The following is a 24457-nucleotide window of genomic DNA, read 5'->3' as shown; positions in this document are numbered from 1 at the left end:
CCTCCGCGCCCGGCCGGCCACCCCGGCCCCCGTACCCGTACTCCAGGGTTTTCACGGTCGCCCCCGAGCGCGGACGGCGGGAAGGTATACCCACGGTCGCGGAGGCGCGGCGGACCCGACACACCGGGCTCGGGGGAGCAACACCGGTGACCGGACGTACTACGGGGGTGTACGGCCGGAGGGTCCGCCGGGATCGGGGGAGCGACCGTCGCAAGGGCGGGGGACGGGGGTGCCACGGCGCCCCCGCTCGGGTGCGGGACCGCATCCGGGTCCTGCGCGCGCCATTGCTGCCCGTGCGGCTGAGGGGTGCCGCACGACGGCGCGCGGCGGATCCGGACTCCGGCCGGCCCGGCCCGACGGTCCGGTCGCCCGGACTGCCCCGCCCGGCCCGAACCGCCCCGCCCGAATCGCCTCGCCCGGCCCGAACCGCCCCGCCCGGTCACACCCCGGAGACCTCCGGGGACTCCGCCGCCCGCGCGAGCAGCCGGACCAGCTGCGCCCTGCGGTGCACCCCGTCGAGCTTGCGGTAGATGTTGCTCAGGTGGAACTCGACCGTCTTCACGCTGAGGAAGAGCCGCTCCGCCACCTCGTGGTTGGTCAGACCCCGCCCGACCACCAGCGCGACCTGCAGCTCCTGCGGCGTGAGCCGCTCCAACGGCGCCCGCTCCGGCCGCACTTCGGTGCCGCCCGCGGCACGCAGCTCGGCGGCCACCCGCGCCGCCCAGCCCGTCGCGCCGAGCCGCTCGAACGTGGCGAGCGCCCGCTCAAGGAGGCGCCGGGCCTCGCTGCGCCTGCCCTGCCTGCGCAACTGCTCGCCCCACGCGAACTCCGTCCGCCCCCGCTCGAAGGGCACCGGACGCTCCGACAACAGCGCGAGGGAGCGCTTCATGTGCCGCGACGCGGCCTCCGGGTCCCCCGGTTCCAGCAGCCCGCGGCACCGGGCGGCCGCCCCCGCCGTGACGGGACGGTGGCCGCGGCCCGCCTCGTACTCCAGGACGTCGAGAACCTCGCGCGCCTCGGCGGTCCGGTGCAGATGGACGTACGCGTCCGCCAGGTCCGCCGCCCACGTCAGATACAGGCCGTCGCCCCGCCCGTGCCGCCGCGAGAACGCCCGTACCTCCTCCAGATGGTGCACCGCCTCCTCGAAGCGGCCGAGACCGAGCTCCAGCAGGCCGAGCCCGCCGAGCGCGCGCGCCGCGTCCAGTTGGAGCTCGGTGGAGGCGGCCCACTCCATGGCCTGCGCCGCGTGCCGCCGGCAGTCCTCCTCGCGGTTGAGCGCGGCCTCGGTCCTGACCAGGGCGCCGAGCCCGCGCGACACCTCGATCAGCTGCCCGGAGGCCTCCGCGAGCCGCACCGCCTCGTCCGCGTGGGCGAGCGACGGCGTCCAGCGGCCCCGCCAGAACTCGACCACCGACAGCGTCCCGAGCAGATGCGAGAGGAGTCCGACCGCACTGGAACCGCGCGCCGTGTACGCGGCGCGGTCCAACAGGCCGTGCGCCTCGTCGAGTTCCTCCGCGGAGAGGTGGCACAGGCCGCCCACCCCGGCCACCGGGTAGGGGAAGGTCGGGTCGGGCGAGGCGAGCGGTCCCGCGAGTTCGCGCAGCAGGGCGCGGCCCGTCTCGGCGTCGCCGCCGAGCAGCAGCATCAGGGTGTGCAGCAGCCGCACCGGCACCAGTGGTTGGCGCGCGGAGTCGGCGAGCTCCACCGCTGCGGCCGAGGTGCGCAGGGCCGCGGTGAGGTCGCCGACCGCGAGCTCGGTGAGCGCGATGCCGCCGAGCATGACCGCGGCGAGCGCCGGGTCGACCTTCTCCGCCTCGTCGACGGCCGACCTGAGCAGTTCGCGCGAGCGCGTCGGCCGGCCGCGCTGTACGTCGAGGTAGCAGCGGAGCTGGCGGATGTCGAGCTGGGTGGCGAGCTGTTCGGCGTGTTCCAGGGCGCGGTCCAGGATCGCGGCCGCCTCGTTCAGGGACCCAGCGGCCTGCGAGGCGCGGGCCGCGCACAGCAGCCGCTCCGCCGTGCGCTGCCCCTGCGGGGTGAAGCGCGCGGCCCGTTCGTACAGCCGCGAGGCCAGTGGGTAGGCGAGGGTCTCCGGGGCGCCGGCCGCGGCGTTCTCCAGGAGTGAGGCGACGTGCTCGTCCGGGCCGGCGCCCGAGGCGGCCAGATGCCAGGCGTACTGCTCGAGGGCCGGGGCGGTGGCGCCCTGCAGGGAGCGGGCGATGGCGTGGTGGGCCCGCCGTCGGCGGACGGGCGTGGCGCTGTGGTACACCGCGGAGCGCACGAGCGGGTGCCGGAAGGCGTACCCGTCGCGCTCCTCGACGACCAGCCCCGCGGCCTCCGCGGCCTCCAGCGACTCGTAGCTGAGCCCGTGCGCGCGCAGCGCCGCCTCGGTGCCCGCGAGCGGCCGGGTCCCGAGGACGGCGAGCAGCAGCATCGCGTCCTGCGCCTCGGAGGGCAGCCTGGCCACGGCGCTGCCGAAGGTGTGGGCCAGCATCTCACCGATGGGCAGCGGCGCCCCGGCGCCGTCCGCCTCGTCGCCGGTGCCGCTGCCGGCGAGGAGCGCGGGCAGTTCGATCAGGGCGAGGGGGTTGCCGCGCGCCTCCGCGAGCAGCCGGGCCGCCTCCCGCTCGGTGAGTTCGGCGGTGCCCTTCTCGGCCATCAGCCGGTGCGCGGACGCGGGGTCGAGGCCGGTGAGCGTGAACGTCTCGATGGAGGCGAGCCGGGACGCGGTCTCCTCTTCCTCGTCGCGCGCGGTGAACAGCACGACCACACCTTCGCGGCCCAGCCTGCGGGTGGCGAAGGCGAGCGCGTCCAGGGAGTACGGGTCGAGCCACTGCGCGTCGTCGACGGTGACCAGGACCGGCCCGTCCTCGGCGAGCGCGCCGAACAGACTGAGCGTGCCCGCGGCCACCGCGAAACGGTCCTGGGAGACCGGCCCGAGCGCCAACGCGCCGGTGAGCGCGGCCGCTTGGCGCTCCGGGATGCGGTCGAGGAAGTGCAGGACGGGCCGGAGCAGATCGGCGAGACCCACATAGGGCAGGTCGGACTCGACCTCGACGCCGCGCGTGCCGATCCGCAGCAGGTCGTGGGAGTGCTCGGCGACATGGCCGACCAGGCTGGTCTTGCCGATCCCGGCCTCCCCGCGGATGAGCAGGGCGCCGCTCTCGCCCCCGCGTGCCTTGTCGATGAGAGCGAGAAGACGAGCGCATTCCGCGGAACGCCCCAGGAGCATGCGTCAAGCGTACCGGCGGTCCGTGACTTCGGAGAGATGTGGAAAGCGACGTTTCTCTTCTTCCGGGGCCGTGCCTCTGTCAACCGTCGACGCCCCTCGCTACCCTCCGCGCATGATTCCCACGGTGGTCTGGGGCACCGGCAACGTCGGCCGTGCGGCCGTGCGCGCCGTCGAGGCCCATCCCGGTCTGACGCTCGCGGCCGTCCTCGTGCACGACCCGGCCAAGGTCGGCCGCGATGCCGGTGAACTGGCCGGTCTGGGCGCGGAGTTGGGGGTGCGGGCGACCGGCGACGTCGAGACCGTCCTCGCCGCCCGGCCGGGCGCCGTGGTGTACGCGGCCTCCGGCGACCTGCGCCCCGACGAGGCGCTCGCCGACGTGGTGCGGGCGGTGCGGTCCGGCGCCGTCGTCGTCACGCCCGCGCTCTACCCGCTCTACGACCAGCGCGGCGCACCGCCGGAGTTCCGGGACCCGGTGCTCGAGGCCGTCGCGGAGGGTGGCGGCTCGCTGTTCGTCTCCGGCGTGGACCCCGGCTGGGGCAACGACGTGCTGCCGCTGCTGATCAGCGGACTCGGCTCGCGTGTCGACGCGATCCGCTGCCAGGAGATCTTCGACTACTCCACGTACGACCAGGAGGACTCCGTCCGCGACCTGATCGGCATGGGGCACCCCATGGAGTACGAGCCGCTCATGCTCGCGCCCTCGATCCCCACCATGGTGTGGGGCGGGCAGATACGGCTGCTGGCGCGGGCGCTGGACGTCGAACTCGACGACATCCGCGAGACGTTGGAGCGCCATCCGCTGCACGCCGCGGTGCGCACCCGCACCATGGGCGAGTTCGCGGCGGGCACCCAGGGGGCGGTGCGCTTCGAGGTACAGGGCATCGTCGGCGGCGAACCCCGCATCGTGATCGAACACATCACCCGCATCCACCCCTCCTGCGCGCCGCACTGGCCCTACCCGCCCGACGGCGGCGACGGCGCCCACCGCGTGATCGTCGAGGGGCGCCCGCGCATCGTGGTCAGCGTCGAGGCGACCGACGAGGACGAGAACCGCTCCGCGGGAGGCAACGCCACCGCGGTGGGCCGCCTGGTGAACGCCGTGGACTGGCTGGTGGACGCCGAACCCGGCCTGTACGACGCGCTCGACGTCCCGCTGCGCCCGGCGGCGGGCCGACTGGGAAGGAAGTGACTCATGAGTGACGCCCTGCGCATCGACATCCCCGAGGGCCAGGAGCCCATCCCGTACGTGTGGGGCGACATGGTGCCCGGCATCGGGGAGGCCGCGTCGAACTTCTCGCTCGCGGTGTACGCCCACACCACCCTGGGGCTGCGCGAGTTCGAGGCGGCCCGGCTGCGCATCGCGCAGATCAACGGCTGTGTGTTCTGCCTGGACTGGCGCACCGAGCGGGACGGGGAGAAGGTCGAGGAGACCTTCCCCGACGCGGTCACCCAGTGGCGTACCACCGATGTCTTCGACGACCGGACGAGACTGGCCGCGGAGTACGCGGAGCGGTACGCCCTGGACCACCACAACCTCGACGACGCGTTCTGGGCGCGGATGACCGCGCACTACAGCCAGGCCGAGATCGTGGAGCTGAGCATGAGCATCGGATCGTGGCTGGCCTTCGGGCGGCTCAACCACGTACTGGGGCTCGACACGGTGTGCGTGCTGCCCAAGCCCTGATGCCCGGCGGCGACGCTACAGATCCGTCGCGATGATCTTCTCGATGTTCCGTTCGGCGAGCGCCGTGATGGTGACGAACGGATTGACGCTGGTGTTGCCGGGGATCAGGGCGCCGTCGATGACGTAGAGCCCCGGATAACCCTGCAGGCGCCCGTAGTTGTCGGTCGCCTTGCCGAGGACCGCGCCGCCGAGCGGGTGGTAGGTGAGGTGGTCGCCCCAGATCTTGTACGTGCCGAAGAGGTCGGTGCGGTAGATCGTCCCTTCCTTCGCGTTGATCTTGTCGAAGATGGTCTTGGCGGCGTCGATCCCGGGCTGTTTCCAGGCCGTCTGCCAGTTCAGCTCGGCCCGGTTCGCCGCGGCGTTCCAGGTGAACTCGGCGCGGTGCGGGTTCTTGGTGATCGACAGGTAGAACGAGGCGTACGTCTCGATGCCGGTGGGCAGCGGCGCGACCTCGGCGAAGGCGCCGCCCGCGGCCCAGTTGTCGATGCCGGCCGTGGGGATGGACGACTGGAGCTTGCCCGTCGGGTCCCACAGGTGGTTGGCGCGGCCGCACATGACGTTGCCGTTGTCGCCCCAGCCCTTGCCCACCTCGCCGTTGAGGCGGGGCAGGGCGCCGGTGGCCTTCAGCTTGACCAGGAGCTTGCTGGTGCCGACGCTGCCCGCGGCGAAGAAGACCCGCCCCGCGGTGACGGACTTGGTGGCCGTGGCGTCACCGCTGGTGTTGAGCTGCTCCATGGTGACGGTGTAACCGCCGCCGGCCGCCGGAGTGACCGAGGTGACCCGGTGCAGCGGCGTGATGGTGACCCGGCCGGTCGCCCTGACGCGGGCGAGGTAGGTCTGCTGCAGGGACTTCTTGCCGTAGTTGTTGCCGTACAGGATCTCGCCCGCGAGCGCCGACTTGGGGACGGTGCCCGCCTGCTCCTTCTTCATGTAGTCCCAGTCGTACACGTCGGGCACGAAGGTGAACCGGAAGCCGGAGCGCTGGGCGTGCTTGCGGCCGACGCGGGCGTACTGGTAGCACTCGGCCGTCTCGAACCAGTTGGGGTCGATGGCGTTGACGCCGAGACCCGCGTTGGCGCGCGGGTAGTACGTGCCGTACATCTCGTTGGCGTCGACCGTGGGCAGGACGGCGGCGAAGTTCTCGCGCTGCGGGGTGACCGCCATGCCGCCGTTGACCAGGGAGCCGCCGCCGACGCCGCGGCCCTGGTAGACGATGATGCCGCCGAACTCCTCGGCGTCCAGGATGCCGGTGTGCTTGGGGACGTCCTTGTCGATCGGGAAGCCCAGGAAGTTGCTGATGGGCTGCTTGGTCCTGGTGCGCAGCCAGAACGAACGCAGGTCCGGGGTGGTGGTGTTGGCGAAGATCTTGCCGTCTGACCCCGGGGTGTCCCAGGCCATGCCCATCTCGATCATGTGGACGTCGACGCCCGCCTCGGCGAGCCGCAGCGCCGCGACGGAGCCGCCGTACCCGGTGCCGATCACCAGGGCCGGGACGTCGGCCCCGTCGGCGACCGGTGCGGCCGCAGCGGTTCTCGCGCGGGCCGGGCCCGCCTGACCGGCCAGCGCGACCGCGCCGAGAATAGAACTTGTTCCTGCGATGAATCTTCGACGTGACACCCCATCAGTTGCGGTGTCACGCAGGGCAGATGCACTCATGTGATCTTCCTCACGTTTGGCGTAATCGAAACGAGTTCTACTGCGGGCCGTGTGCGAAGTCACGCCATACCTGTGAGTAATTTCTGTCCGAACGACCCGACCGGATCCCGCGCCGCGCGACCCGGCCCCCCGGCGGACATGTCGGTCGTGCACACGGCCGGGCGCCGAACCATGGGGCTTCGCCATATACGCCACTGAACTGCGGTTTCCTACCTTGAGCCGGTAGGCAGGCGTCCCCGCAGAACACCTGGAAGTGGTGCACATGGCCTCGCAAGGAACCGCTCCGCCCACCCGCGCCGGCATCGTCCGCATCGTGGCGGCGAGCCTCGTCGGCACCACCGTCGAGTGGTACGACTTCTTTCTCTACGGCTCGGCGGCCGCGCTGGTCTTCAACAGCCTCTTCTTCCCGTCCAGCGACCCCCTGGTCGGCACCCTGCTGTCCTTCCTCACCTACGCGGTGGGGTTCGCGGCACGCCCCCTCGGCGGAGTCGTCTTCGGGCACTACGGCGACCGGATGGGCCGCAAGAAGCTCCTCGTCGTCAGTCTGCTGATGATGGGCGGGGCCACCTTCGCGATGGGCCTGCTGCCGACCCACGCGAGCGTCGGCGTCGGCGCCCCGATCCTGCTCACCGTGCTCCGCCTGGTGCAGGGGTTCGCCCTCGGCGGCGAGTGGGGCGGCGCGGTGCTCCTCGTCTCCGAGCACGGCGGCGACAAGAGCCGCGGCTTCTGGGCGTCCTGGCCGCAGGCCGGTGCGCCCGGCGGCAACCTGCTGGCCACCGGCGTGCTCGCGCTGCTCGCCGCCGTCCAGTCCGACGAGGCCTTCCTCGCCTGGGGGTGGCGCGTGCCGTTCCTGCTCTCCGGGGTGCTCGTGATGATCGGCCTGTGGATCCGCATCTCCGTCACCGAGTCGCCGGTCTTCCTCCAGGCGCAGCAGAAGGCGCGGGCGGCCGCCGCCGCGGGGGCCGAGGTGAAACCGCCCGTGATCGAGGTGTTCCGCAAGAGCCGTCGCGAGGTCCTCACCGCCATCGGCACCCGCTTCGGCGAGAACATCTCGTACTACATCCTCACGGCCTTCGTCCTCGTCTACGTCACCGTCCACCTGGAGCTGCCCAAGAGCGACGCGCTCAACGCGGTGCTCATCGGCTCCGCGTTCCACTTCGTCACCATCCCGCTGTGGGGCGCGCTCTCCGACCGCATAGGGCGCAGGCCGGTCACGCTGATCGGCGCGCTCGGCATGGCCGGCTGGGCGTTCGCCTTCTTCGCGCTGGTCGACTCCCGGTCCTTCCCGGTCATCGCGCTCGCGGTCACCGTCGGACTCCTCTTCCACGGCGCGATGTACGGGCCGCAGGCGGCGTTCATCTCCGAGCTGTTCGACACCAGGGTCCGCTACTCGGGCGCCTCGATGGGCTCCCAGCTGGCCTCCATCATCGGTGGGGCGCTCGCCCCGATCATCGCGGTGGAGCTGCTGAAGGACTACGACTCCGCGCTGCCCGTCGCCCTCTACATGTCGCTCGCCGCCCTCGTCACCGCCGTGACCGTGCACTTCGCGCGCGAGACGCGGGGCCGGGACCTGACGGCGGACGCGACGGGCGCGCCCGCACCGCACACGGCGGAACCCGGCACGGCCGGCCCGGTGCGGCTCGGCGGCTGACCGCGGGGACGACCGGGCGGCCCGCGACCCGAGGGGTCGGGCGACCGATCCCGGACAGCCCATCGACCGCACCCACCCCGCCGGGAGACCATCGCACCATGCCCCCCACCACCCAGGGCGCGGGCCCCGCCGACACCCGGGCGGCCCTGCGCGGCCTGCTCGACCTGCTCGACCGGGGCGCGCCCGCCGAGGAGTTCGCGCGGCCCGCCGCCCGGGCCCGCGAGGCCGGCGCCGCCCCCGCCGACCTCGCCGCCCTCGACGAGGCCACCGACGTCGCCCTGCGCGTCCACCGCACCCTCGGCACGCACCGCCGCCGCGAGGCCGAACTCACCGCCCTGTTCGACACCGCGAGCGACCTGGCCGCGCTGCGCGACGCGGACGCCGTGCTGCGCGCCATCGTGCGCCGCGCCAAACTGCTCCTCGGCACCGACGTCACGTACCTCTCCCTCAACGACGAGGCGGCCGGCGACACCTATATGCGGGTGACCGACGGCAGTGTGGCCGCCGCCTTCCAGCAGCTGCGGCTCGGCATGGGCGAGGGGCTCGGCGGCCTCGTCGCGCAGACCGCCCGCCCCTACGTCACCGGCGACTACCAGCAGGATCCCCGCTTCCACCACACCGACGCCATCGACAGCGCCGTCCTGCAGGAGGGACTGCGGGCGATCCTCGGCGTACCGCTGCGGCTCGGTTCGCGCGTCATCGGCGTGCTGTACGCGGCCGACCGCGCCGCCCGCACCTTCGCGACCGAGGAGATCGTGCTGCTCTCCTCCCTCGCCGACCACGCCGCCATCGCCATCGACGGCGCCCGCCTCCTGGAGGAGACCCGCGCCGCGCTCGTCGACCTCAACGCCGCCACCGAGACCATCCGCGCGCACAGCCGGGCGATGCGCCGCGCCGAGCAGGCCCACGACCAGCTCACCGACCTCGTGCTGCGCGGCGGCGGCGCGGGCGACGTGGCCGACGGGATCGCCGCCCTCCTCGACGGCGGGGTCCTCATCCACGACGCGGACGGCGTCGAGCTCGCCCGTACCGCCGCAGGCCCGCTGCCACCGCCGGCCCCCGCCGTCGCCGCCTCGCGCGCCAGCGGCCGCGCCGTGCCGCAGGACGGCACCTGGGTCTGCGCGGTGCTCGCCGGGCCGGAACTCCTCGGCAGCATCGCCCTGACCGGGCGGCCCGAACTCGCCGACGCCGACCGGCGGTTGTTCGAGCGGGCGGGCGTCGTCACCGCGCTCCTGCTGCTGCTGCGCCGCTCCGTCGCCGAGACCGAGGACCGGGTCCGCGGCGAACTCCTCGGCGACCTGCTCGCACCCTCCGGCGACCCGGCAGGCCTCGCGGGCCGCGCCCGCCGCCTCGGCGTCCGCCTGGACCGGCCGCACGCCGTGTTCGTCGCGCACGGCGAGAGCGTGCCCCGGCCCCGGCTGCTCGCCGCGGCGCACCGCGCCGCCCGTATCCACAGCGGCCTGGCCGGACTGCACCACGACGACGTGGTCCTCGTGACCCCCGCCGCGACCCCGGGCGAAGCCGCCCGGACCCTCGCCGCCACGCTCGGTCAGGCCGTGGGCGCCCCCGTCACCGTCGGCGCCGCGGGCCCGGCCACCGGCCCCGCCGGTCTTCCCGCCGCGCACGCCGAGGCGCTGCGCTGCCTGTCCGCGCTGCGGGCGCTCGGCCACACCGGGCACGGCGCCGCCCTCGCGGACCTCGGCTTCGTCGGGCTCCTCATCGGCGAACAGGCCGACCTGGGCGGTTACGTCAAGGCCACCCTCGGCCCCCTCCTCGACTACGACGCGGAACGCGGCACGGAACTGCTGCGCACCCTGGAGGCCTACTTCGGCCAGGACCGCAGCCTCACCAAAGCCAAGACCGCGCTGCACGTCCATGTGAACACCGTGGTGCAGCGGCTCGAGCGGGTGGCGCGGCTGCTCGGCGACGACTGGAACACGCCGGCCCGCACCCTGGAGATCCAACTCGCCCTGAGAATCCACCGGTTGGCGCCGCCCGGCTGAGTGAAGTTGTCACATGCGGCCCTGTTGGATCCGTCACCCATGCGACCTACCCTGGAACCGCCTGAAAGGGAGTCGCATGAGCGGAAGCATCGAGCGCACCGGACCGGACGCACCACCCGCACGACGCGCACGGCCCGGCAAGGGGGAGCGGATAGCCGACTGGGCGGACGGCCGGCTCGGTATCAACTCCCTGGCCAAGAGCCAGATGCGGAAGATCTTCCCCGACCACTGGTCGTTCATGTTCGGGGAGATCTGCCTCTACAGCTTCATCATCCTGATCCTGACCGGCACCTATCTCACCCTGTTCTTCGACCCCAGCATGTCCGAGGTCGCCTACGACGGGCCGTACACGCCGCTCAAGGGCCTCCTGGTCTCCCGGGCGTACGAGTCCACGGTGCACATCAGCATGGAGGTCCGCGGCGGACTGCTGATCCGGCAGATCCACCACTGGGCCGCGCTCGTCTTCGTCGCCGGGATGCTCGTGCACATGATGCGGGTCTTCTTCACCGGGGCGTTCCGCAAGCCGCGCGAGCTCAACTGGCTGTTCGGCTGGACCCTGTTGTTCCTCGGCATCATCACCGGCCTGACCGGCTACTCGCTGCCCGACGACATGCTGTCCGGCACCGGCATCCGCTTCGCCCAGGGCGCCATCCTCGCCACCCCGGTCGTGGGCACGTATCTGTCCTTCTTCCTGTTCGGCGGCGAGTTCCCGGGCGAGGACATCATCCCGCGGCTCTACCCGATCCACATCCTGCTGCTTCCCGGGATCATGCTGGCGCTCGTGGTGGCCCATCTGATCCTGGTCTTCTACCACAAGCACACCCAGTTCGCCGGGCCCGGCAAGACCGAGAAGAACGTGGTCGGCGCGCCGCTCCTGCCCGTCTACATCGCCAAGGCGGGCGGCTTCTTCTTCCTCGTCTTCGGGGTGCTCGCCGTGATGGGCGCGGTCGCCTCGATCAACCCGGTCTGGGCGATCGGCCCCTACCGCCCCGACCTGGTCTCCACCGGCGCCCAGCCCGACTGGTACCTCGGCTTCTCCGAGGGGCTGATACGGGTGATGCCCAGCTGGGAGATCAACGCCTGGGGGCACACGCTCCAACTGGGCGTCTTCATCCCCTTCACGCTCTTCCCGATCATCCTGGCGGCCATCGGCGTCTATCCGTTCATCGAGTCCTGGGTCAAGGGGGACCGGCGGGAGCACCACATCGCGGACCGGCCGCGCAACGCGCCGGTGCGCACCGGGCTCGGCGTCGCCTGGCTCGCGGTGTTCGGCGTACTGATGGTCGGCGGCGGCAACGACCTGTGGGCGACCCACTTCCACCTCTCGATCAACACCATCACCTGGATGGTGCGGATCGGCTTCTTCGTCGCGCCCGTCGTCGCCTTCTTCGTCACCCACCGGATGTGCCTCGGGCTGCAGCGCAAGGACCAGGAGAAGGTGCTGCACGGCCGGGAGACGGGCACCATCAAACGGCTGCCGCACGGCGAGTACGTGGAGATCCACGAACCGCTGCCGCAGTCCGAGCTCTACCGGCTGACCGCCCACGAACAGCCCCGCCCCTACGAGATCGGCCCCCTGGTCGACGCGGGCGGCGTGCGCCGCAAGGTGCGCACCTCCGACCGGGTCCGGGCCCGCCTCGCCCGCGCCATGTACGGCCCCAAGGCGCAGGTGCCGAAGGCGACCCCGGAGGAGTACCTGGCGATCCGGCGGGGAGAGGGCGAACACCACTGAGCGGGCGGCTCGGTTAGCCTCGCAGCGTGATGGCATCCGAGAAGACTCCGAAGCTGCTCGCGACCAGCGACCTGCACGTGGCCTATGCGGAGAACAGGAAGTACGTCGAGGCCATCCGGCCCGGCACCGACGAGGACTGGCTGATCGTCGCCGGCGACGTCGCCGAGCGCATGGCCGACATCGAGTGGACGCTGCGCACGCTCGCCGGGCGCTTCGCCAAGGTGGTCTGGTCGCCGGGCAACCACGAACTGTGGACGCCCAAGGACGACCCGGTCCAGCTCCGCGGCGAGCACCGCTACCGGCATCTCGTCGAAATCTGCCGGGAGTTGGGGATCTCGACGCCGGAGGACCCCTACCCCGTGTGGCGCGGCGCGGGCGGGCCCGTCGTCGTCGCACCGTTGTTCCTGCTGTACGACTACACGTTCCGCCCCGCGGGGACGCACACGAAGGAGGCGGCGCTGGAGGCCGCCCACGAGGCGGGCGTCGTCTGCACGGACGAGTACTTCCTGCACCCCGACCCGTACGCGACCCGCGACGACTGGTCCCGCGCCCGCGTCAAGCACACCGAGGAGCGGCTGGCCGAGCGGCCCGCGGGCATGCCCACCGTCCTGGTCAACCACTGGCCGCTGCTGCGCGAGCCCACCAGCATCCTGCGCTACCCCGAGTTCGCGCTCTGGTGCGGCACCGAGCGGAGCGCCGACTGGCACGTGCGGTACGGGGCGGCGGCCGTCGTCTACGGCCATCTGCACATCCCGCGGACCACCGTGCACGACGGGGTGCCGCACATCGAGGCGTCCGTCGGCTATCCGCGCGAGTGGCGCAGGGACTTCCACCCCGACCCGCACCTGCGGCAGGTGCTGCCCGTGCCGGACGAGGGCTGACGGGTGTCGGGCGCCTGACGGCGGGGACCGACGGCGGGGCCCCTCAGGGGCGGGCGGGGAGCGGTCTGCGGGCGAGGAGTTCGGCCAGGCCCTGGCGGGTCGCGGCCAGGACCACCCGGTCCTCGGGCCGCAGCGTGTAGTCCGGGTCGAGCTCCCACTCCAGGCCGGGCGGCAGGCCGGGGCCCTCGCCCGAGCCGCGCTCCAGCGCGACGACCCGCCACGCCCCGGGCCGGAACACGTCGGCGATCCTGCGGCCCGTCAGCTGCGGCTGGAGCGAGACGTCGAGGGCGGCGAAGAGCAGCACGGAACGCTCCACCGGCAGCGCGCCCAGGATCTGCCGGCCCATCATCGCCCCGGCGAACGCGGGGGCGGCCAGGGCGGACACGCTGCGGCTGCGGGTCAGCGCGCCCGGGTGCGCGGCGCGCAGGGTGCGGTAGACGGCGGTCGCGAACTCGTCGTCGTACAGCCGCAGCGCCACCCGCAGGTCGGGCTTGACCGAACGCCCGTACAGGGCCGCCTCCAGATTTATGGTGTCCGCGCTGGTCAGGGCGAGCAGCGCGTGGGCGCGGTGCACCTTGGCCGCCTCCAGGACGCCCTCCTCCGTCACGTCGCCGATCACGGTGGGCACCCGCAGCCGGCGCGCCAGGGAGATGCCGCGCGCCTCGGGGTCGGCCTCCACGCAGACCACGGGGATGTCCAGCTCGCGCAGCCGGGCGAGGACCCGGGTGCCGATCTTGCCGAGGCCGAGCAGGACGACGTGGCCGGAGAGGCCGCGGGGCGGGCGGCGCAGCGAGGAGGCGGTGCGGAAGGTGCCGAGGGCCTCCAGGACGGCGGCGAAGAGGATCGGCAGGAGCAGCAGGCCGACCAGGCCGGCGAGGAGCTGGAGGATCTGGCGGCTCGTCGGGCCGTCCGTGGCCGGGTCGTTGAGGGAGAAGAGGTCGAGGAGCGTCAGATACGTGGCGTGCAGCGGGGTGTCGTCGGTGGTGACGATCGACGCGATGGCCATGCCAAGGACGGCCGCTGCGAATCCGGCCACCGACCAGCGCAGCCGGCGCGAGAACAGCTGGCGCAGCGGCACGCGCAGACCCGCGAGGAACCCGGGCGGCGGCGTGGACCCCGCGGCGGCCCCCGAATAGGAGACCGTCTCCAGGACCAGCGCGCCGCGCCCCGGGGCGGCCGCCACGGCGTCGTCGTCCGGCAGCAGCCGCGGCCCCGCATCGGCCCCCGCGTCGTCCGAACCCTCCGCGCCCGCCGGGTCGTTGGCGGTCGCCGAGAGCAGCGCGAGGGTGGCGAGGCCGCGCGGCGCCACCTGGCCCGGCGCCGGGGGCGTGCGCTCCACGGCGCGCAGCAGCAGCCCGTAGGCGTGCACGACCTTGCTGGTCCCGGCGACCGCGGTGGCCGCGAGGGCCGGCGCCGCGGTGTCGGCGTCGGACAGGACGGTGACGCTGGCGTCGGTGGTGGCGAGGCCGGCCACGGCCGCGGCCTGGTCGAGCAGCTCCTCCAGGTGCTGGCCCAGCTTGCGGTTGTAGAGCCGGATCACCAGGCGCAGGCGGGGGTTGAGCCGGCGGGCGGCCAGCGCGGTGCGGATGTTGGTCTCGTCCTCGTCGTGCATGAGGGCGAGCGCGGTGGCCTGCGGGATGCCCGCCTCGGTGAGCACGTCGTCGGTGAAGTCGACGGCCTCCAGGATCCGCGGCGGCCCCGGGACGCCGCCGCCCTCGCCGTTCCCGTTCCCCGTCGTGCGCGAGACGACGGCCGTGATGCGCCCGAGAAGCGCCGTGGTCATGGCCCGGCCGGTCGGCCGGCGCTCGTCGCGTCCCGCGGGCGGTACGACGAGGACGACCTGTTCGCCGTAGACACCGCGGAGTTCGGCGGCGAGCCGATGGGCCAGGGCGTTGTCGCCGCCGCACACGACCATGTGGCCGGGGGCGGTCAGCGGCGGACGCTGCGGGGGGAACGAAGATGCGTGCGACACAGACAGAAGAGTGCCTCAAGTCAGGCGCTGGTTCCCGCAGTCGAGCCGCCCGGCGAGTTCCACGAGGCCGTCGAGCCTGACCACGCGGCCGGCCTCCGCGGCGCCGGGCAGCGGCACGTGGAGGGGCGCGGTCCAGCGGGCGGGAACGGCGTCGAGCCCGTACCGGGCGCCGGCCAGGGCACCGGTGACCGCGGCCACGGTGTCGGTGTCGCCGCCCAGGTCGACGGCGGCCCGCAACGCGTCCTCGAAGGACCCCGTCGTGCGCAGCGCCCACACCGCAGAGCCGAGGCACGGCCAGACCGCGCCGTTGAACTCGGTGGCGTCATCCGGGTGCCAGCCGGGGGAGAGCACCACCGCGTACCGCTCCCGGTGGTCCGGGTGGACGAGGGCCAGGGCGCCGGGGAGCGCGGCCAGCGGATCGGCGCCGGCCAGGGTCAGGCGCAGCAACTCGTGGAAGAGGGCGGTGCCTTCCCAGGCGGCTCGGTCGCCGTGGGTGAGGGCGGCGATGCGGCGGGCGGCGTCCAGGGTGGCGGTCTGCCCGGCGGACGCGAAGTGGAGGGCGGCGGTGGTGGCGCGCATCAGCGAACCGTTGCCCGCGGCGCGGAGGTTGACCTGGAAGTGGGCTTGCGCGGCGCGGTCCCACGGCATGCCGTTGGTAAGGACGTCCTCGGTCTGCAGACCGATGTCCTTGGGCTCGTCGGCGGCCCACCGCTGGAAGCGGGCGAAGATGTCGGGCAGGTCGAGGCCGCCGCGCTCCAGGAGGGAGTCGGCGACGTGCAGCGCCATCTGTGTGTCGTCCGTGGCCTCACCGGGATCCCAGCCGCCGCCCCCGCACATCTCGTCGTCCGCCGTGCCGGCCGGGAAGCGCGCGGAGAACGCGCCCTCCGCCCCGAACTCGAAGGGGGCGCCCAGGGCGTCCCCCACGGCCGATCCGACGAGCGCGCCCGCGGCGCGTTGACGACGATGCATTCGAGCAGGGTATCCGTGCGGGGTACCCGTGCGGCGTCGGCCCGGGTGCGGCTGACGTCTGGTGTGACTGATGCATCAGTTAGTATCGCAATTCCGCCGCTGATCCAGTGAGCGTACGGAGTGTGCGGGATTCTCGTGACGCCATGTTGTGCTCATCGCAACGCATGGGTACGGTGGCTCACCATGCAGTCAGAGCAGCGGGACGACGTGTCCGAGCGGGTGCGCAAGGTCATCGCCGACGCCGGGGTGACCCAGCGGGAGTTCGCCCGCCGGATCGTCATGGACCCGTCCAAGCTGTCCCGCTCCCTGGGCGGCACGCGCCGGTTCACCGCGGCGGAGCTGGCCCGGGTCGCGGCGATGGGGAACGTCGACGCGGGCTGGCTCCTCGGCACGGGGCCCACGGGCGCCGCGGGGCCTGCCGGAGCCGCAGGGCCTGCCGCCGCGGCGGCCCGGCGGACGCGCGGCGGCGGGCCGTCCCCCGAGGGCGGCCGGCCCCTGCAGATCGTCCGCGAGACCGTCCGCCTCATCGCGGAGCGCGGCTTCCACGCCGTCCGGGTCCAGGACATCGCCGCGGCCTGCGACACCAGTACCGCCGCCATCCACTACCACTTCCCCGGCCGCGACGACCTCCTGGAGGCCGCCGTGCGCTGGTGCATGGACGAGGACACCGCGCGCCGGGCCGCGCGGGTCGCGGACGCCGCCGACACCGCCGACGAACTGCGGCAGCTCATCGAGCTGCAGATCCCCCGCACCCCGCGGCAGCGCTGGCAGTGGAGCGTCTGGCTCGACCTGTGGGCGGAGGCCGCCCGCTCCACCGCCGTGGGCCGGCTGCACGCCGACTACTACCTGCAGTGGCGCGGCACCGTCGCCGACGTCATCCGGCGCGGCGTCGCCGAGGGCGTCTTCCGCCCCACCGACCCAGGAGCGGCGGCCCTGCGTCTGACCGCGCTGATCGACGGCCTCGCCACCCAGGTGCTCGCCTCGACGCCCGAAGGCCCCGGTACGAGCCCGGACGACATGCACGAGGCCCTCACGGCCTACGTCGCCGCGACGCTGACCGCGCACTGACCTCGCGTACGCCAGGTACGCCTCGTACTCCCCGTACCACCCGCATACCCAACACCCCACCCCCGAGGGAGAGTTCCGCATGCCCGTGAACGACAACGTCATCATCACCTGCGCCCTGACCGGCGCGGGCGACACCGTGCGCAAGAGCCCGCACGTGCCCGTCACGCCCGAGCAGATAGCCGCCTCCGCGGTCGAGGCCGCCGAGGCGGGCGCCGCCGTCGTGCACATCCACGTCCGCGACCCCGAGACCGGCGACCCCTCCCGCGACCCGCGGCTGTACCGCGAGGTCGTCGAGCGCATCAAGGAGACCGGCACCGACGTCGTCATCAATCTGACGGCGGGCATGGGCGGCGACCTCGTCATCGACCCCGACGAGCCGCTCAAGCACCTGCCCGGCACCGACCTGGTCAGCGGCATCGACCGGCTCCCGCACGTCGAGGACCTGCTCCCCGACATCTGCACCCTCGACTGCGGCTCACTCAACTTCGGCGACGGCAGCAACCTCTACATCTCCACCCCGGACATGCTCCGCCAGGGCGCCAAGCGCATCCAGGAGCTGGGCGTGCGGCCCGAGTTGGAGATCTTCGACACCGGCCAGCTCTGGTTCGCCAAGCAGCTGCTCGCCGAGGGACTGCTCGACGACCCCACCGTCTTCCAGCTGTGCATGGGCGTCCCGTGGGGCGCGCCCGCCGACCCCGGCGTCCTGCAGTCCATGGTCAACATGCTGCCCGAGGGCGCGCAGTGGGCCAGCTTCGCGCTCGGCCGCATGCAGATGCCGTGGGTCGCGCAGTCCATCCTGCTCGGCGGCCAGGTCCGCGTCGGCCTGGAGGACAACCTCTACCTGGGCAAGGGCAACAAGGCCACGAACGGGCAGCTCGTCGAGCGTGCCGTCCAGATCACCGAGAACCTCGGGTCGCGGGTCGCCACGCCGGACGAGGCGCGGCAGAAGCTCGGCCTCAAGCGGTAGCGCTTCGCTGGATCGGGCGGTGTGTGAGGTGTTTTCGGTGCGGGTGGACTGTGGCTGGTCGCGCAGTTCCCCGCGCCCCTGGGACACCGCCGGTGCGCCGCCCTTTCCAACTCCCCCCACCCGCAGCGACGAAAGGAACCCCTCACCCCTATGACCACCACCTCTCCCGAAGAAGTCCGCCGTGTCGCCTGTGTCGGTGCCGGGGTGATCGGTGGCGGCTGGGTCGCCTACTTCCTGGCCCGCGGCTACGACGTGAGCGCCTGGGACCCGGCGCCCGACGCCGAGCAGCGGCTGCGCCGCCTCGTCCGGGCCGCCTGGCCCGCGCTCACCCAGCTCGGTCTCGCCGAAGGCGCCTCGCAGGACCGCCTCACCGTCACCGCGACCCTCGAAGAGGCCGTCGCCGACGCCCAGTTCGTGCAGGAGAGCGCCCCGGAGAAGCTGGAGCTCAAGCGCGATCTGCTGGCGAAGCTGGATGCCGCGACGCCCGCCGGCGTCGTCATCGCGTCCTCCACCTCCGGCTACCCGATGACCGACATGCAGACCGAGGCCGCGACCCCGGGCCGCCTCGTCGTCGGCCACCCCTTCAACCCGCCGTATCTCATACCGCTCGTCGAGGTCGTCGGCGGCGAGCGGACCGACGCCGACGCCGTCGCCTGGGCCTCCCGCTTCTACGAGGTCGCGGGCAAGTCCGTGATCACGATGAAGAGCGAGGTGCCGGGCTTCATCGCCAACCGCCTCCAAGAGGCGCTGTGGCGCGAGGCGTTGCACATGGTCGCCAACGGCGAGGCCACCGTCCAGGAGATCGACGACTCCATCACCGAGGGCCCCGGCCTGCGGTGGGCGTTCATGGGCCCGATGCTCACCTTCGCGCTGGCGGGCGGCGAGGGCGGGATGGCCCACATGCTCGACCACTTCGGCCCGTCCCTGAAGTCGCCGTGGACGCGCCTGGAGGCCCCCGAACTCGACAAGAAGCTGTACGACGCGGTGGTCGCGGGCTGCGACGAGGAGGCGGGCGACCGCACCATCGCCGACCTCGTCGCCGAGCGCGACCAGGGCGTGATCGACGTGCTGCGCGCGACCGGCCGCCTGAACGGAGGAAAGAAGTGAGCGACACCGAGACGCGAACCGAGACGGGGACCGAGACGCGAACGGAGACGCGGACCGACCCGCTGCCCCTGCTGCACCGCACCGTCCGGCCCGAGTGGATCGACTACAACGGCCACATGAGCGAGGCCTTCTACGTCCTCGTCTTCGGCTATGCGACCGACGCCATGATGATCGAGACGGGCCTGCACGCCGGCTACCGCGAGTCCACCGGCTGCTCCCTCTACACGGTCGAGGCCCACGTGCGGTACCTGAGCGACGTCTCCGAGGGCGCCCATCTCGCCGTCCGCACCAGCCTGTTGGGCGCGGACGCCAAGAAGGCGCGGTTCGCCCACGAGATGTACGTGGTCGAGGACGAGGGCGCCGAGCCGGCACCGGACGCGTCCCCCGTGGCGACGACGGAACTGCTCGCGCTCCACGTCGACCAGAACGCGGGCCGCACGACCCCGTTCCCGGACGGAATCCGCGAGCGCCTCACGTCCCTCACGGAACCGGCCCCCGCGTGGGCGGGCCGCGCGATCACCGAGGTGCCGAAGGGGACATCAACTCTCGGTTGACCCCCTACCGCGAGGGTTTGGCCATGCGCTACCGCGCTGGGTGCACTCATGTGACACCTCTCGACTGACGCGACAGCGCACCGCCCGGCCCTAGGGTTCCGTTCGGCTGGCGACGACCTGAAGTGCCTTTCCAGAAAGGCAGGTTGCCGGCCACGCATCGAATGGACCCCAGCGGAGGGAAGAAGAAATGCGAAAGGTCAGGGGGATACGGCGAGCGATCGTCGGTGTGGTGGTGGCGGCTTCGGCCGCCGCGACCCTGTCCGTGGGCGCAGGCGCCGCACAGGCGAACTCGGTCATGGACCAGCAGTGCGACGCCTACAACTTCTGCGTCTACAAGGACGCGAACTACCGGGGCACGCACTTCGAGGTCGAGACGGCGATCCAGAACTGGCGCACGGCGGGGAACGTCACCGCCGCGCTCAACGACAAGGACTCGTCGTCCTACGACAACTTCAACACGCTCAAGTACGCGTGCATCTACAAGGACGCGTACTACCGGGGCGGCATGACCATCTGGATGCCCAAGCATTCGGGCCGCGCCCACCACTACGGCAACGGCGACAAGGGGTCCAGCCACAAGGGTGTCAACACCACGTGCTGACCGAATGAGGCCATGGCGTGCGCGCGGAGCCGCCCGTGAAGCGGTCCGGCCCGCGCGCTCGCCCTGGCCCTGCCGTCGGGTGACGACGAGAAGAGTGGTGGTGAGGACATGAGCCCCCTGACCCCGGAGGGCCCCGTGGCCCGGAGCGGCCACGCCGGACGCCGCGGACAAGGCGGACGCCGCGGACGATGCCGACGCCGCGGGCGCGGCGGGCGCACCCTCATCGGTGTGCTGGCCACGGTGATCGTGCTGCAGGGCGGGATCGCGGCCTGTGGCGGTCCCGCGCAGGAGAAGACGACGGCGACTTCCTGGGAACTCCCGGAGCGGCCGGACCCCGGAATCCGCGATGCGGCGGCCGGGCTGATGGACGGAATAGGCGTACGGAGCGCCGCCGAAGAGGAACTGATTCGTCAGTGCATGGCGGCTCGGGGATTCCGCTACATCAAGGCGCCCGACGACGCCGCGCCGGTGAAGACGGCCGCGGATTACGCGATATCGCCCGAGGAGGCCGAGGAGCGCGGATACGGACTGCGCGCGCAGCTGGCATCGACGGCGAACGCCCCGCGCGACGCGAACAACGACGCACTCAGGGCGCTCCCCGCGTCCCGGCGCGAGAAATGGCAGACCGCGTTCTCGGGCGACAGGACGGCCCCGATGGTCAAGGTGTCCGTGCCCGAGGTCGGTCAGATGCAGACACGCGACGGCGGCTGCATAGCCAAGGCGAGGCGGCAGTTGTACGGGTCGCTCGAACAGTTCCTGAAACTCCTCACGTTCCAGGGGAACTTCGCCGGACAGATGCAGCAGCGTGCCGCCCGCGACCCGCGCGTGACGGCACTCAACGGCCGATGGTCCGCCTGCATGATGAAACGTGACTACCCGGGGCTCGCCGAGCCCTCGAAGGCGGCGGTCCGGGCCGGTGACGCCTACAAGAGCCGGAGCGCCGAGGACGCCTTCACCTTCGAGACGGCCATCGCCGAGGCGGACGCCACCTGCCAGGAGCGCCTGCACTACGCCCCACGGCGCCGGCTGGTGGAAGACCTGTACCTGACCGCGGGGATGCGCAAGTACGAGGCCGAGGTGACGGCGGTACGCGAGATGAACCGCGACGCCCAGGAGCGCGCCCAGCACATCCTGTCGGGGAGGGACCGATGAAAGCGGCCGGACCGACGCGGTCGGACTCCCCGCGCGCGAGGCGCCGTAGGCGCTGGCTCGTACACGTCGCGGTCGGGGGCGTCCTCGCCGTCACCGGGACGACCTGGGCTCTCGCGGCGCAGGCCCGCACGCCCGAGCAGCTCGCGGCGGACGCGGCGGCACCGCCCAGCTCCCGGATCACCGTGCCGGTGAAGGTCGAGACCCTGGTCCGCTCCGTGGCGGTGGAGTGCGCGGTGAAGCCGAGCACGGTGCTGCCCGTCCCCGTTCCCACGGGGGAGTCCGCCGAAGGGACGCAGGGCGCGCCGGTCGTCACCGGCCTGCCACTCGGCCAGGGGCGCACGGTGGCCGAGGGCAAGGTCGTCGCGGAGATCTCGGGGCGCCCGGTGATCGCCCTGGCGGGCCGGTTGCCCGCGTACCGCGATCTGGCACCGGGTGCGACCGGGCCCGACGTGGCCCAGCTGCAACGGGCCCTGGCCAGACTCCGGCTGCTCGGCCCCGGTACCGTCACCCGGGTCTTCGACACCGCGACCCAGCGGGCCCTGGCCGACCTGTACCGGGAGCGAGGCTATCCGGCACCGCACCGGGCCGGCGATGAGGGCGGGACCACGACCGCACGCGACGAGCTGCTGTTCGTCCCCCGGCTACCGGGCCGGATGGGCGCGGTCACCTCGGTCGTGGGAGGCCCGGCCCGCTCCACGGACCTGTCCGTGGAGGCCGGCGAGCGGGCGCTGCACTGCCCGGTGCCCGCCGAGGGGGCGCTGCGGCAGATCCGGTCGGGCGCGGCGGCCTCCGTCGTCGCACCCGACGGGTCGACGGGACGGGGACGCGTGGATCCGTTCCCGGCCGGGTCGGGCCGCGCCTCCGCGCCCTCGGCGCAGGGAGCGCCGTCGCCGGTCCCGAGAGAGAGCCCCTCCGAGGCGGGCGAGGACAAGGACCGTACGGAGGACGAGGGCGACGGAGGAGCCACCGGGCCGCGGATTGTCGTGCGTACACCCAAGGAACCGTCACAGCAGGGGAGTTACCGGGTCCGCGTCGAAGTGGGCAAGGCGCCCGGACGAGGTCCCGTCGTCCCCTCGTCGGCGCTGTGGTCCCGCCCCGGCGGCAAGACGATCGTCAAGGTCGTACGCTCCGGCGCCGAGCACGAAGTCCAGGTCGTACCCGTCTTCGAGGCCGAGGGCGAGGTCTCCGTACGGGATCCCCGCGGAGTGCTGCACGAAGGCGACAAGGTTGTCGTGTCCGACCTGTCACGCCGGGACGGTCCGTCATGATCGCGCCCGCGGTGATCGACACGCGCGCCGTCGGACGGACGTACGAGGCGGTGTCGGGCCCGGTCCACGCCCTCGACCAGGTGAGCTTCGGCGTCCGGGCCGGGGAACTGGTGGCGGTCATCGGCCCGTCCGGCTCGGGCAAATCGACCCTGCTCAACATCCTTGGGCTGCTCGACCGGCCGAGTGCCGGCACCTACCTCCTCGACGGGGTCGACACCGCGGGCCTGCGCGAGAAGGAGCGCACCCGGCTGCGGGCCCAGCGGATCGGGTTCGTCTTCCAGGCCTTCCACCTGGTCGCGCACAAACCCGCCGGTGTCAACGTGGTGCTGCCCCTGGTCTACAACCGTGCGCCTCGCCATGACCGGCGGCGCACCGCCGAGCAGGCCCTGGCCCGGGTCGGCATGGGGCACAGGGTGGACGCGCTGCCGCACACGCTGTCCGGCGGAGAGAAGCAGAGAGTCGCCATCGCGCGTGCCACGGTGCACCGTCCGTCGCTGCTGTTGTGCGACGAGCCCACGGGCAACCTCGACACCGAGTCCACCGGCATGGTCATGGGCCATCTCGCGCAGCTGGCGGCCGACGGACTCGCCGTGGTCGTGGTCACGCACGATCTGACGGTCGCCGACCGGGCGGACCGGGTGCTGCGCGTCAGGGACGGCAGGCTCGACGCGGCGGAGGAGACGTGGGCGGAGGAGACGTGAGGGCGATGGGATCAGTGCGGTCGCGGTCGCGTGACGGCCGGGAAAGCAGGCGGTACGGGGGCAGGTGGGGGGACATCGCGGCCGAGGCGTGGGGAGCGATCCGTGGGCGGCGCGGTCGCAGCGCCCTCACCCTGACGGGGGTGGCCTTCGGCATCCTCACCCTGGTCGCCACCATCGGCCTCACCAGCACCGCCGCCGCGCAGGTGTCGGCGCGCTTCAACGCGCTGCAGGCCACCAGCGTGTCGGTCCAGGGGTTCGACGACGGGGCGGTCGTGTCCCGCGCCGCCGTGGCCCGCACCGCGCGGCTCAACGGTGTCGCGGCGGCAGGGGTCGTGTACAGCACGCAGGACACGCTGCCCGACGTCTCCCGTTCCGCGGGCCGGACCGGCTCGACCGGGGTCGACACCCAGGTGATGGCGGCCGACCCGGGCGCACTCAAGGCGCTGCGCCTCCGGGCCGTGTCGGGGCGCCTCTTCGACGCCGTGCCCGAGCGGCGGCGGTACCGGGTCGCCCTGCTCGGCGACGTCGCCGCCCGCAACGCCGGGGTACGTGACGTGGACGGCCGCACCCTGCTGTTCGTCGCGGGGAAGCCGTACCTGCTGATCGGCATCGTCAAGACGCCCGACTTCGACTCCCAGGCCCCGTTCTCCGTGATCCTGCCGTCGTGGACGGCCCACGCGGCGGCCACGGACATCTCCTTCGAGGCGCCGAAGGTCATGGTGCGGACCCGGCCCGGCGCGGCCCAGCAGGTGGGCGCCGAGGCGAAGCTCGCTCTTTCGCCGGAGCGTCCCGGCGACTTGCTCTCCCAAGTGCCGCCTGATCCCAAACAGTTGAGGGCTCACGTGGAGAACGACACCAGGGGGTTGTTCCTCACGCTGGCCGCGGTGTCGTTGCTGATCGGCGCGATCGGCATCGGCAACACCACACTCGTCGCGGTTCTCGAACGACGCCACGAGATCGGACTGCGCAGGGCCGTCGGAGCCTCACGGCGCTCGATCCTGTCCCAATTCCTCTTCGAGAGCGGCTTGTTGGGGCTGCTCGGCGGCCTGGTCGGTACGGTCTGCGGCCTGGACCTGACCATCTCCATCGCACTGGCGAAGGGGTGGACGGCGGCCCTTTCGCCGTGGCTCCTCCTCGCGGGCCCGATCCTGGGTCTCGCCGTGGGCCTGGCCGCCGGCTTCTACCCGGCCCTCAAGGCCGCCCGCCTCGAACCGGTGGCGGCGCTGGCGTCGTGACGGCCGCCGCCGGCCATCCAGGAAGCC

At 72.8% G+C, this 24457-nt stretch carries 19 protein-coding genes; 15 read left to right on the top strand and 4 right to left on the bottom strand.

What is annotated here, in order from left to right; all coding sequences use genetic code 11:
• Positions 1-439: 439 nt before the first annotated feature.
• Positions 440-3229: a helix-turn-helix transcriptional regulator gene (locus ACZ6CV_RS15750; protein ID WP_469251324.1), complete on the bottom strand. Its 2790-nt coding sequence runs from the start codon at positions 3227-3229 to the stop codon at positions 440-442.
• A gap of 112 nt (positions 3230-3341) precedes the next feature.
• On the opposite strand from ACZ6CV_RS15750, the gene ACZ6CV_RS15745 reads away from it, so the two are divergent.
• A complete protein-coding gene (locus tag ACZ6CV_RS15745) occupies positions 3342-4418 on the top strand; it encodes an NAD(P)H-dependent amine dehydrogenase family protein (RefSeq protein WP_469251323.1) in 1077 nt (358 codons plus the stop codon).
• Positions 4419-4421: 3 nt separating this feature from the next.
• On the top strand, positions 4422-4913 hold the full coding sequence (locus tag ACZ6CV_RS15740) for a carboxymuconolactone decarboxylase family protein (protein ID WP_469251322.1): 492 nt from the start codon (positions 4422-4424) through the stop codon (positions 4911-4913).
• A gap of 15 nt (positions 4914-4928) precedes the next feature.
• On the opposite strand, the gene ACZ6CV_RS15735 is transcribed toward ACZ6CV_RS15740, so the two are convergent.
• Entirely contained in the window at positions 4929-6569 is a 1641-nt protein-coding gene (locus tag ACZ6CV_RS15735) for a GMC oxidoreductase (protein WP_469251321.1), read from the bottom strand.
• Between the two features lie 262 nt (positions 6570-6831).
• On the opposite strand from ACZ6CV_RS15735, the gene ACZ6CV_RS15730 reads away from it, so the two are divergent.
• The 4 genes from ACZ6CV_RS15730 to ACZ6CV_RS15715 all read left to right on the top strand — a co-directional run bounded on the left by ACZ6CV_RS15730 (position 6832) and on the right by ACZ6CV_RS15715 (position 12836).
• Positions 6832-8220 carry an MFS transporter gene (locus tag ACZ6CV_RS15730; protein WP_469251320.1) on the top strand — a complete coding sequence of 463 codons (1389 nt, stop codon included), beginning with the start codon at positions 6832-6834 and terminating at the stop codon, positions 8218-8220.
• Between the two features lie 98 nt (positions 8221-8318).
• Entirely contained in the window at positions 8319-10223 is a 1905-nt protein-coding gene (locus ACZ6CV_RS15725) for a helix-turn-helix domain-containing protein (protein ID WP_469251319.1), read from the top strand.
• A gap of 76 nt (positions 10224-10299) precedes the next feature.
• A complete protein-coding gene (qcrB, locus tag ACZ6CV_RS15720; RefSeq protein WP_469251318.1) occupies positions 10300-11955 on the top strand; it encodes a cytochrome bc1 complex cytochrome b subunit in 1656 nt (551 codons plus the stop codon).
• 29 nt (positions 11956-11984) lie between these two features.
• Positions 11985-12836 carry a metallophosphoesterase family protein gene (locus ACZ6CV_RS15715; RefSeq protein ID WP_469251488.1) on the top strand — a complete coding sequence of 284 codons (852 nt, stop codon included), beginning with the start codon at positions 11985-11987 and terminating at the stop codon, positions 12834-12836.
• A gap of 43 nt (positions 12837-12879) precedes the next feature.
• Here ACZ6CV_RS15715 and ACZ6CV_RS15710 read toward each other — a convergent pair whose 3' ends face one another.
• Together ACZ6CV_RS15710 and ACZ6CV_RS15705 are read right to left on the bottom strand one after the other, a co-directional pair.
• Positions 12880-14751, bottom strand: a complete 1872-nt coding sequence (locus tag ACZ6CV_RS15710) for a potassium channel family protein (protein ID WP_469251487.1) — start codon at positions 14749-14751, stop codon at positions 12880-12882.
• Between the two features lie 72 nt (positions 14752-14823).
• Entirely contained in the window at positions 14824-15777 is a 954-nt protein-coding gene (locus tag ACZ6CV_RS15705) for an ADP-ribosylglycohydrolase family protein (protein WP_469251317.1), read from the bottom strand.
• Between the two features lie 183 nt (positions 15778-15960).
• On the opposite strand from ACZ6CV_RS15705, the gene ACZ6CV_RS15700 reads away from it, so the two are divergent.
• The 9 genes from ACZ6CV_RS15700 (at position 15961) to ACZ6CV_RS15660 (ending at position 24430) form a co-directional block, all read left to right on the top strand.
• Positions 15961-16845 (top strand): TetR/AcrR family transcriptional regulator, encoded by an 885-nt coding sequence (locus tag ACZ6CV_RS15700; protein WP_469251316.1) that lies wholly within the window; start codon positions 15961-15963, stop codon positions 16843-16845.
• Between the two features lie 79 nt (positions 16846-16924).
• Entirely contained in the window at positions 16925-17812 is an 888-nt protein-coding gene (locus tag ACZ6CV_RS15695; RefSeq protein WP_469251315.1) for a beta-keto acid cleavage family enzyme, read from the top strand.
• 150 nt (positions 17813-17962) lie between these two features.
• A complete protein-coding gene (locus ACZ6CV_RS15690; protein ID WP_469251314.1) occupies positions 17963-18919 on the top strand; it encodes a 3-hydroxyacyl-CoA dehydrogenase NAD-binding domain-containing protein in 957 nt (318 codons plus the stop codon).
• A gap of 62 nt (positions 18920-18981) precedes the next feature.
• Entirely contained in the window at positions 18982-19473 is a 492-nt protein-coding gene (locus ACZ6CV_RS15685; protein WP_469251486.1) for a thioesterase family protein, read from the top strand.
• A gap of 187 nt (positions 19474-19660) precedes the next feature.
• Positions 19661-20074, top strand: coding sequence for a peptidase inhibitor family I36 protein (locus ACZ6CV_RS15680; protein ID WP_469251313.1), 414 nt, complete (start codon positions 19661-19663; stop codon positions 20072-20074).
• 228 nt (positions 20075-20302) lie between these two features.
• The gene (locus tag ACZ6CV_RS15675; RefSeq protein WP_469251312.1) at positions 20303-21226 is read left to right on the top strand and encodes a hypothetical protein; all 924 of its coding nucleotides are present in this window, start codon (positions 20303-20305) and stop codon (positions 21224-21226) included.
• Positions 21223-22494, top strand: a complete 1272-nt coding sequence (locus tag ACZ6CV_RS15670; protein ID WP_469251311.1) for a peptidoglycan-binding domain-containing protein — start codon at positions 21223-21225, stop codon at positions 22492-22494. Before ACZ6CV_RS15675 ends, ACZ6CV_RS15670 begins: the two co-directional genes overlap by 4 nt.
• Positions 22491-23195, top strand: coding sequence for an ABC transporter ATP-binding protein (locus ACZ6CV_RS15665; protein WP_469251310.1), 705 nt, complete (start codon positions 22491-22493; stop codon positions 23193-23195). The genes ACZ6CV_RS15670 and ACZ6CV_RS15665 overlap by 4 nt, the downstream gene beginning before the upstream one ends.
• Before the next feature lie 5 nt (positions 23196-23200).
• Positions 23201-24430 carry an ABC transporter permease gene (locus ACZ6CV_RS15660; RefSeq protein ID WP_469251309.1) on the top strand — a complete coding sequence of 410 codons (1230 nt, stop codon included), beginning with the start codon at positions 23201-23203 and terminating at the stop codon, positions 24428-24430.
• Positions 24431-24457 lie beyond the last annotated feature (27 nt).

Source organism: Streptomyces sp. NPDC041713 (assembly GCF_055591085.1).
This window is presented reverse-complemented; position numbering and strand designations above follow the sequence as displayed.

Excerpts from the sequence above, each read along its gene's own strand:
- ACZ6CV_RS15750 (WP_469251324.1), bottom strand. The coding sequence starts at position 3,229 with ATGCTCCTGGGGCGTTCCGCGGAATGCGCTCGTCTTCTCGCTCTCATC.
- ACZ6CV_RS15745 (WP_469251323.1), top strand. The coding sequence starts at position 3,342 with ATGATTCCCACGGTGGTCTGGGGCACCGGCAACGTCGGCCGTGCGGCC.
- ACZ6CV_RS15740 (WP_469251322.1), top strand. The coding sequence starts at position 4,422 with ATGAGTGACGCCCTGCGCATCGACATCCCCGAGGGCCAGGAGCCCATC.
- ACZ6CV_RS15735 (WP_469251321.1), bottom strand. The coding sequence starts at position 6,569 with ATGAGTGCATCTGCCCTGCGTGACACCGCAACTGATGGGGTGTCACGT.
- ACZ6CV_RS15730 (WP_469251320.1), top strand. The coding sequence starts at position 6,832 with ATGGCCTCGCAAGGAACCGCTCCGCCCACCCGCGCCGGCATCGTCCGC.
- ACZ6CV_RS15725 (WP_469251319.1), top strand. The coding sequence starts at position 8,319 with ATGCCCCCCACCACCCAGGGCGCGGGCCCCGCCGACACCCGGGCGGCC.
- qcrB (WP_469251318.1), top strand. The coding sequence starts at position 10,300 with ATGAGCGGAAGCATCGAGCGCACCGGACCGGACGCACCACCCGCACGA.
- ACZ6CV_RS15715 (WP_469251488.1), top strand. The coding sequence starts at position 11,985 with ATGGCATCCGAGAAGACTCCGAAGCTGCTCGCGACCAGCGACCTGCAC.
- ACZ6CV_RS15710 (WP_469251487.1), bottom strand. The coding sequence starts at position 14,751 with ATGGTCGTGTGCGGCGGCGACAACGCCCTGGCCCATCGGCTCGCCGCC.
- ACZ6CV_RS15705 (WP_469251317.1), bottom strand. The coding sequence starts at position 15,777 with ATGCATCGTCGTCAACGCGCCGCGGGCGCGCTCGTCGGATCGGCCGTG.
- ACZ6CV_RS15700 (WP_469251316.1), top strand. The coding sequence starts at position 15,961 with ATGCAGTCAGAGCAGCGGGACGACGTGTCCGAGCGGGTGCGCAAGGTC.
- ACZ6CV_RS15695 (WP_469251315.1), top strand. The coding sequence starts at position 16,925 with ATGCCCGTGAACGACAACGTCATCATCACCTGCGCCCTGACCGGCGCG.
- ACZ6CV_RS15690 (WP_469251314.1), top strand. The coding sequence starts at position 17,963 with ATGACCACCACCTCTCCCGAAGAAGTCCGCCGTGTCGCCTGTGTCGGT.
- ACZ6CV_RS15680 (WP_469251313.1), top strand. The coding sequence starts at position 19,661 with ATGCGAAAGGTCAGGGGGATACGGCGAGCGATCGTCGGTGTGGTGGTG.
- ACZ6CV_RS15670 (WP_469251311.1), top strand. The coding sequence starts at position 21,223 with ATGAAAGCGGCCGGACCGACGCGGTCGGACTCCCCGCGCGCGAGGCGC.
- ACZ6CV_RS15665 (WP_469251310.1), top strand. The coding sequence starts at position 22,491 with ATGATCGCGCCCGCGGTGATCGACACGCGCGCCGTCGGACGGACGTAC.
- ACZ6CV_RS15660 (WP_469251309.1), top strand. The coding sequence starts at position 23,201 with ATGGGATCAGTGCGGTCGCGGTCGCGTGACGGCCGGGAAAGCAGGCGG.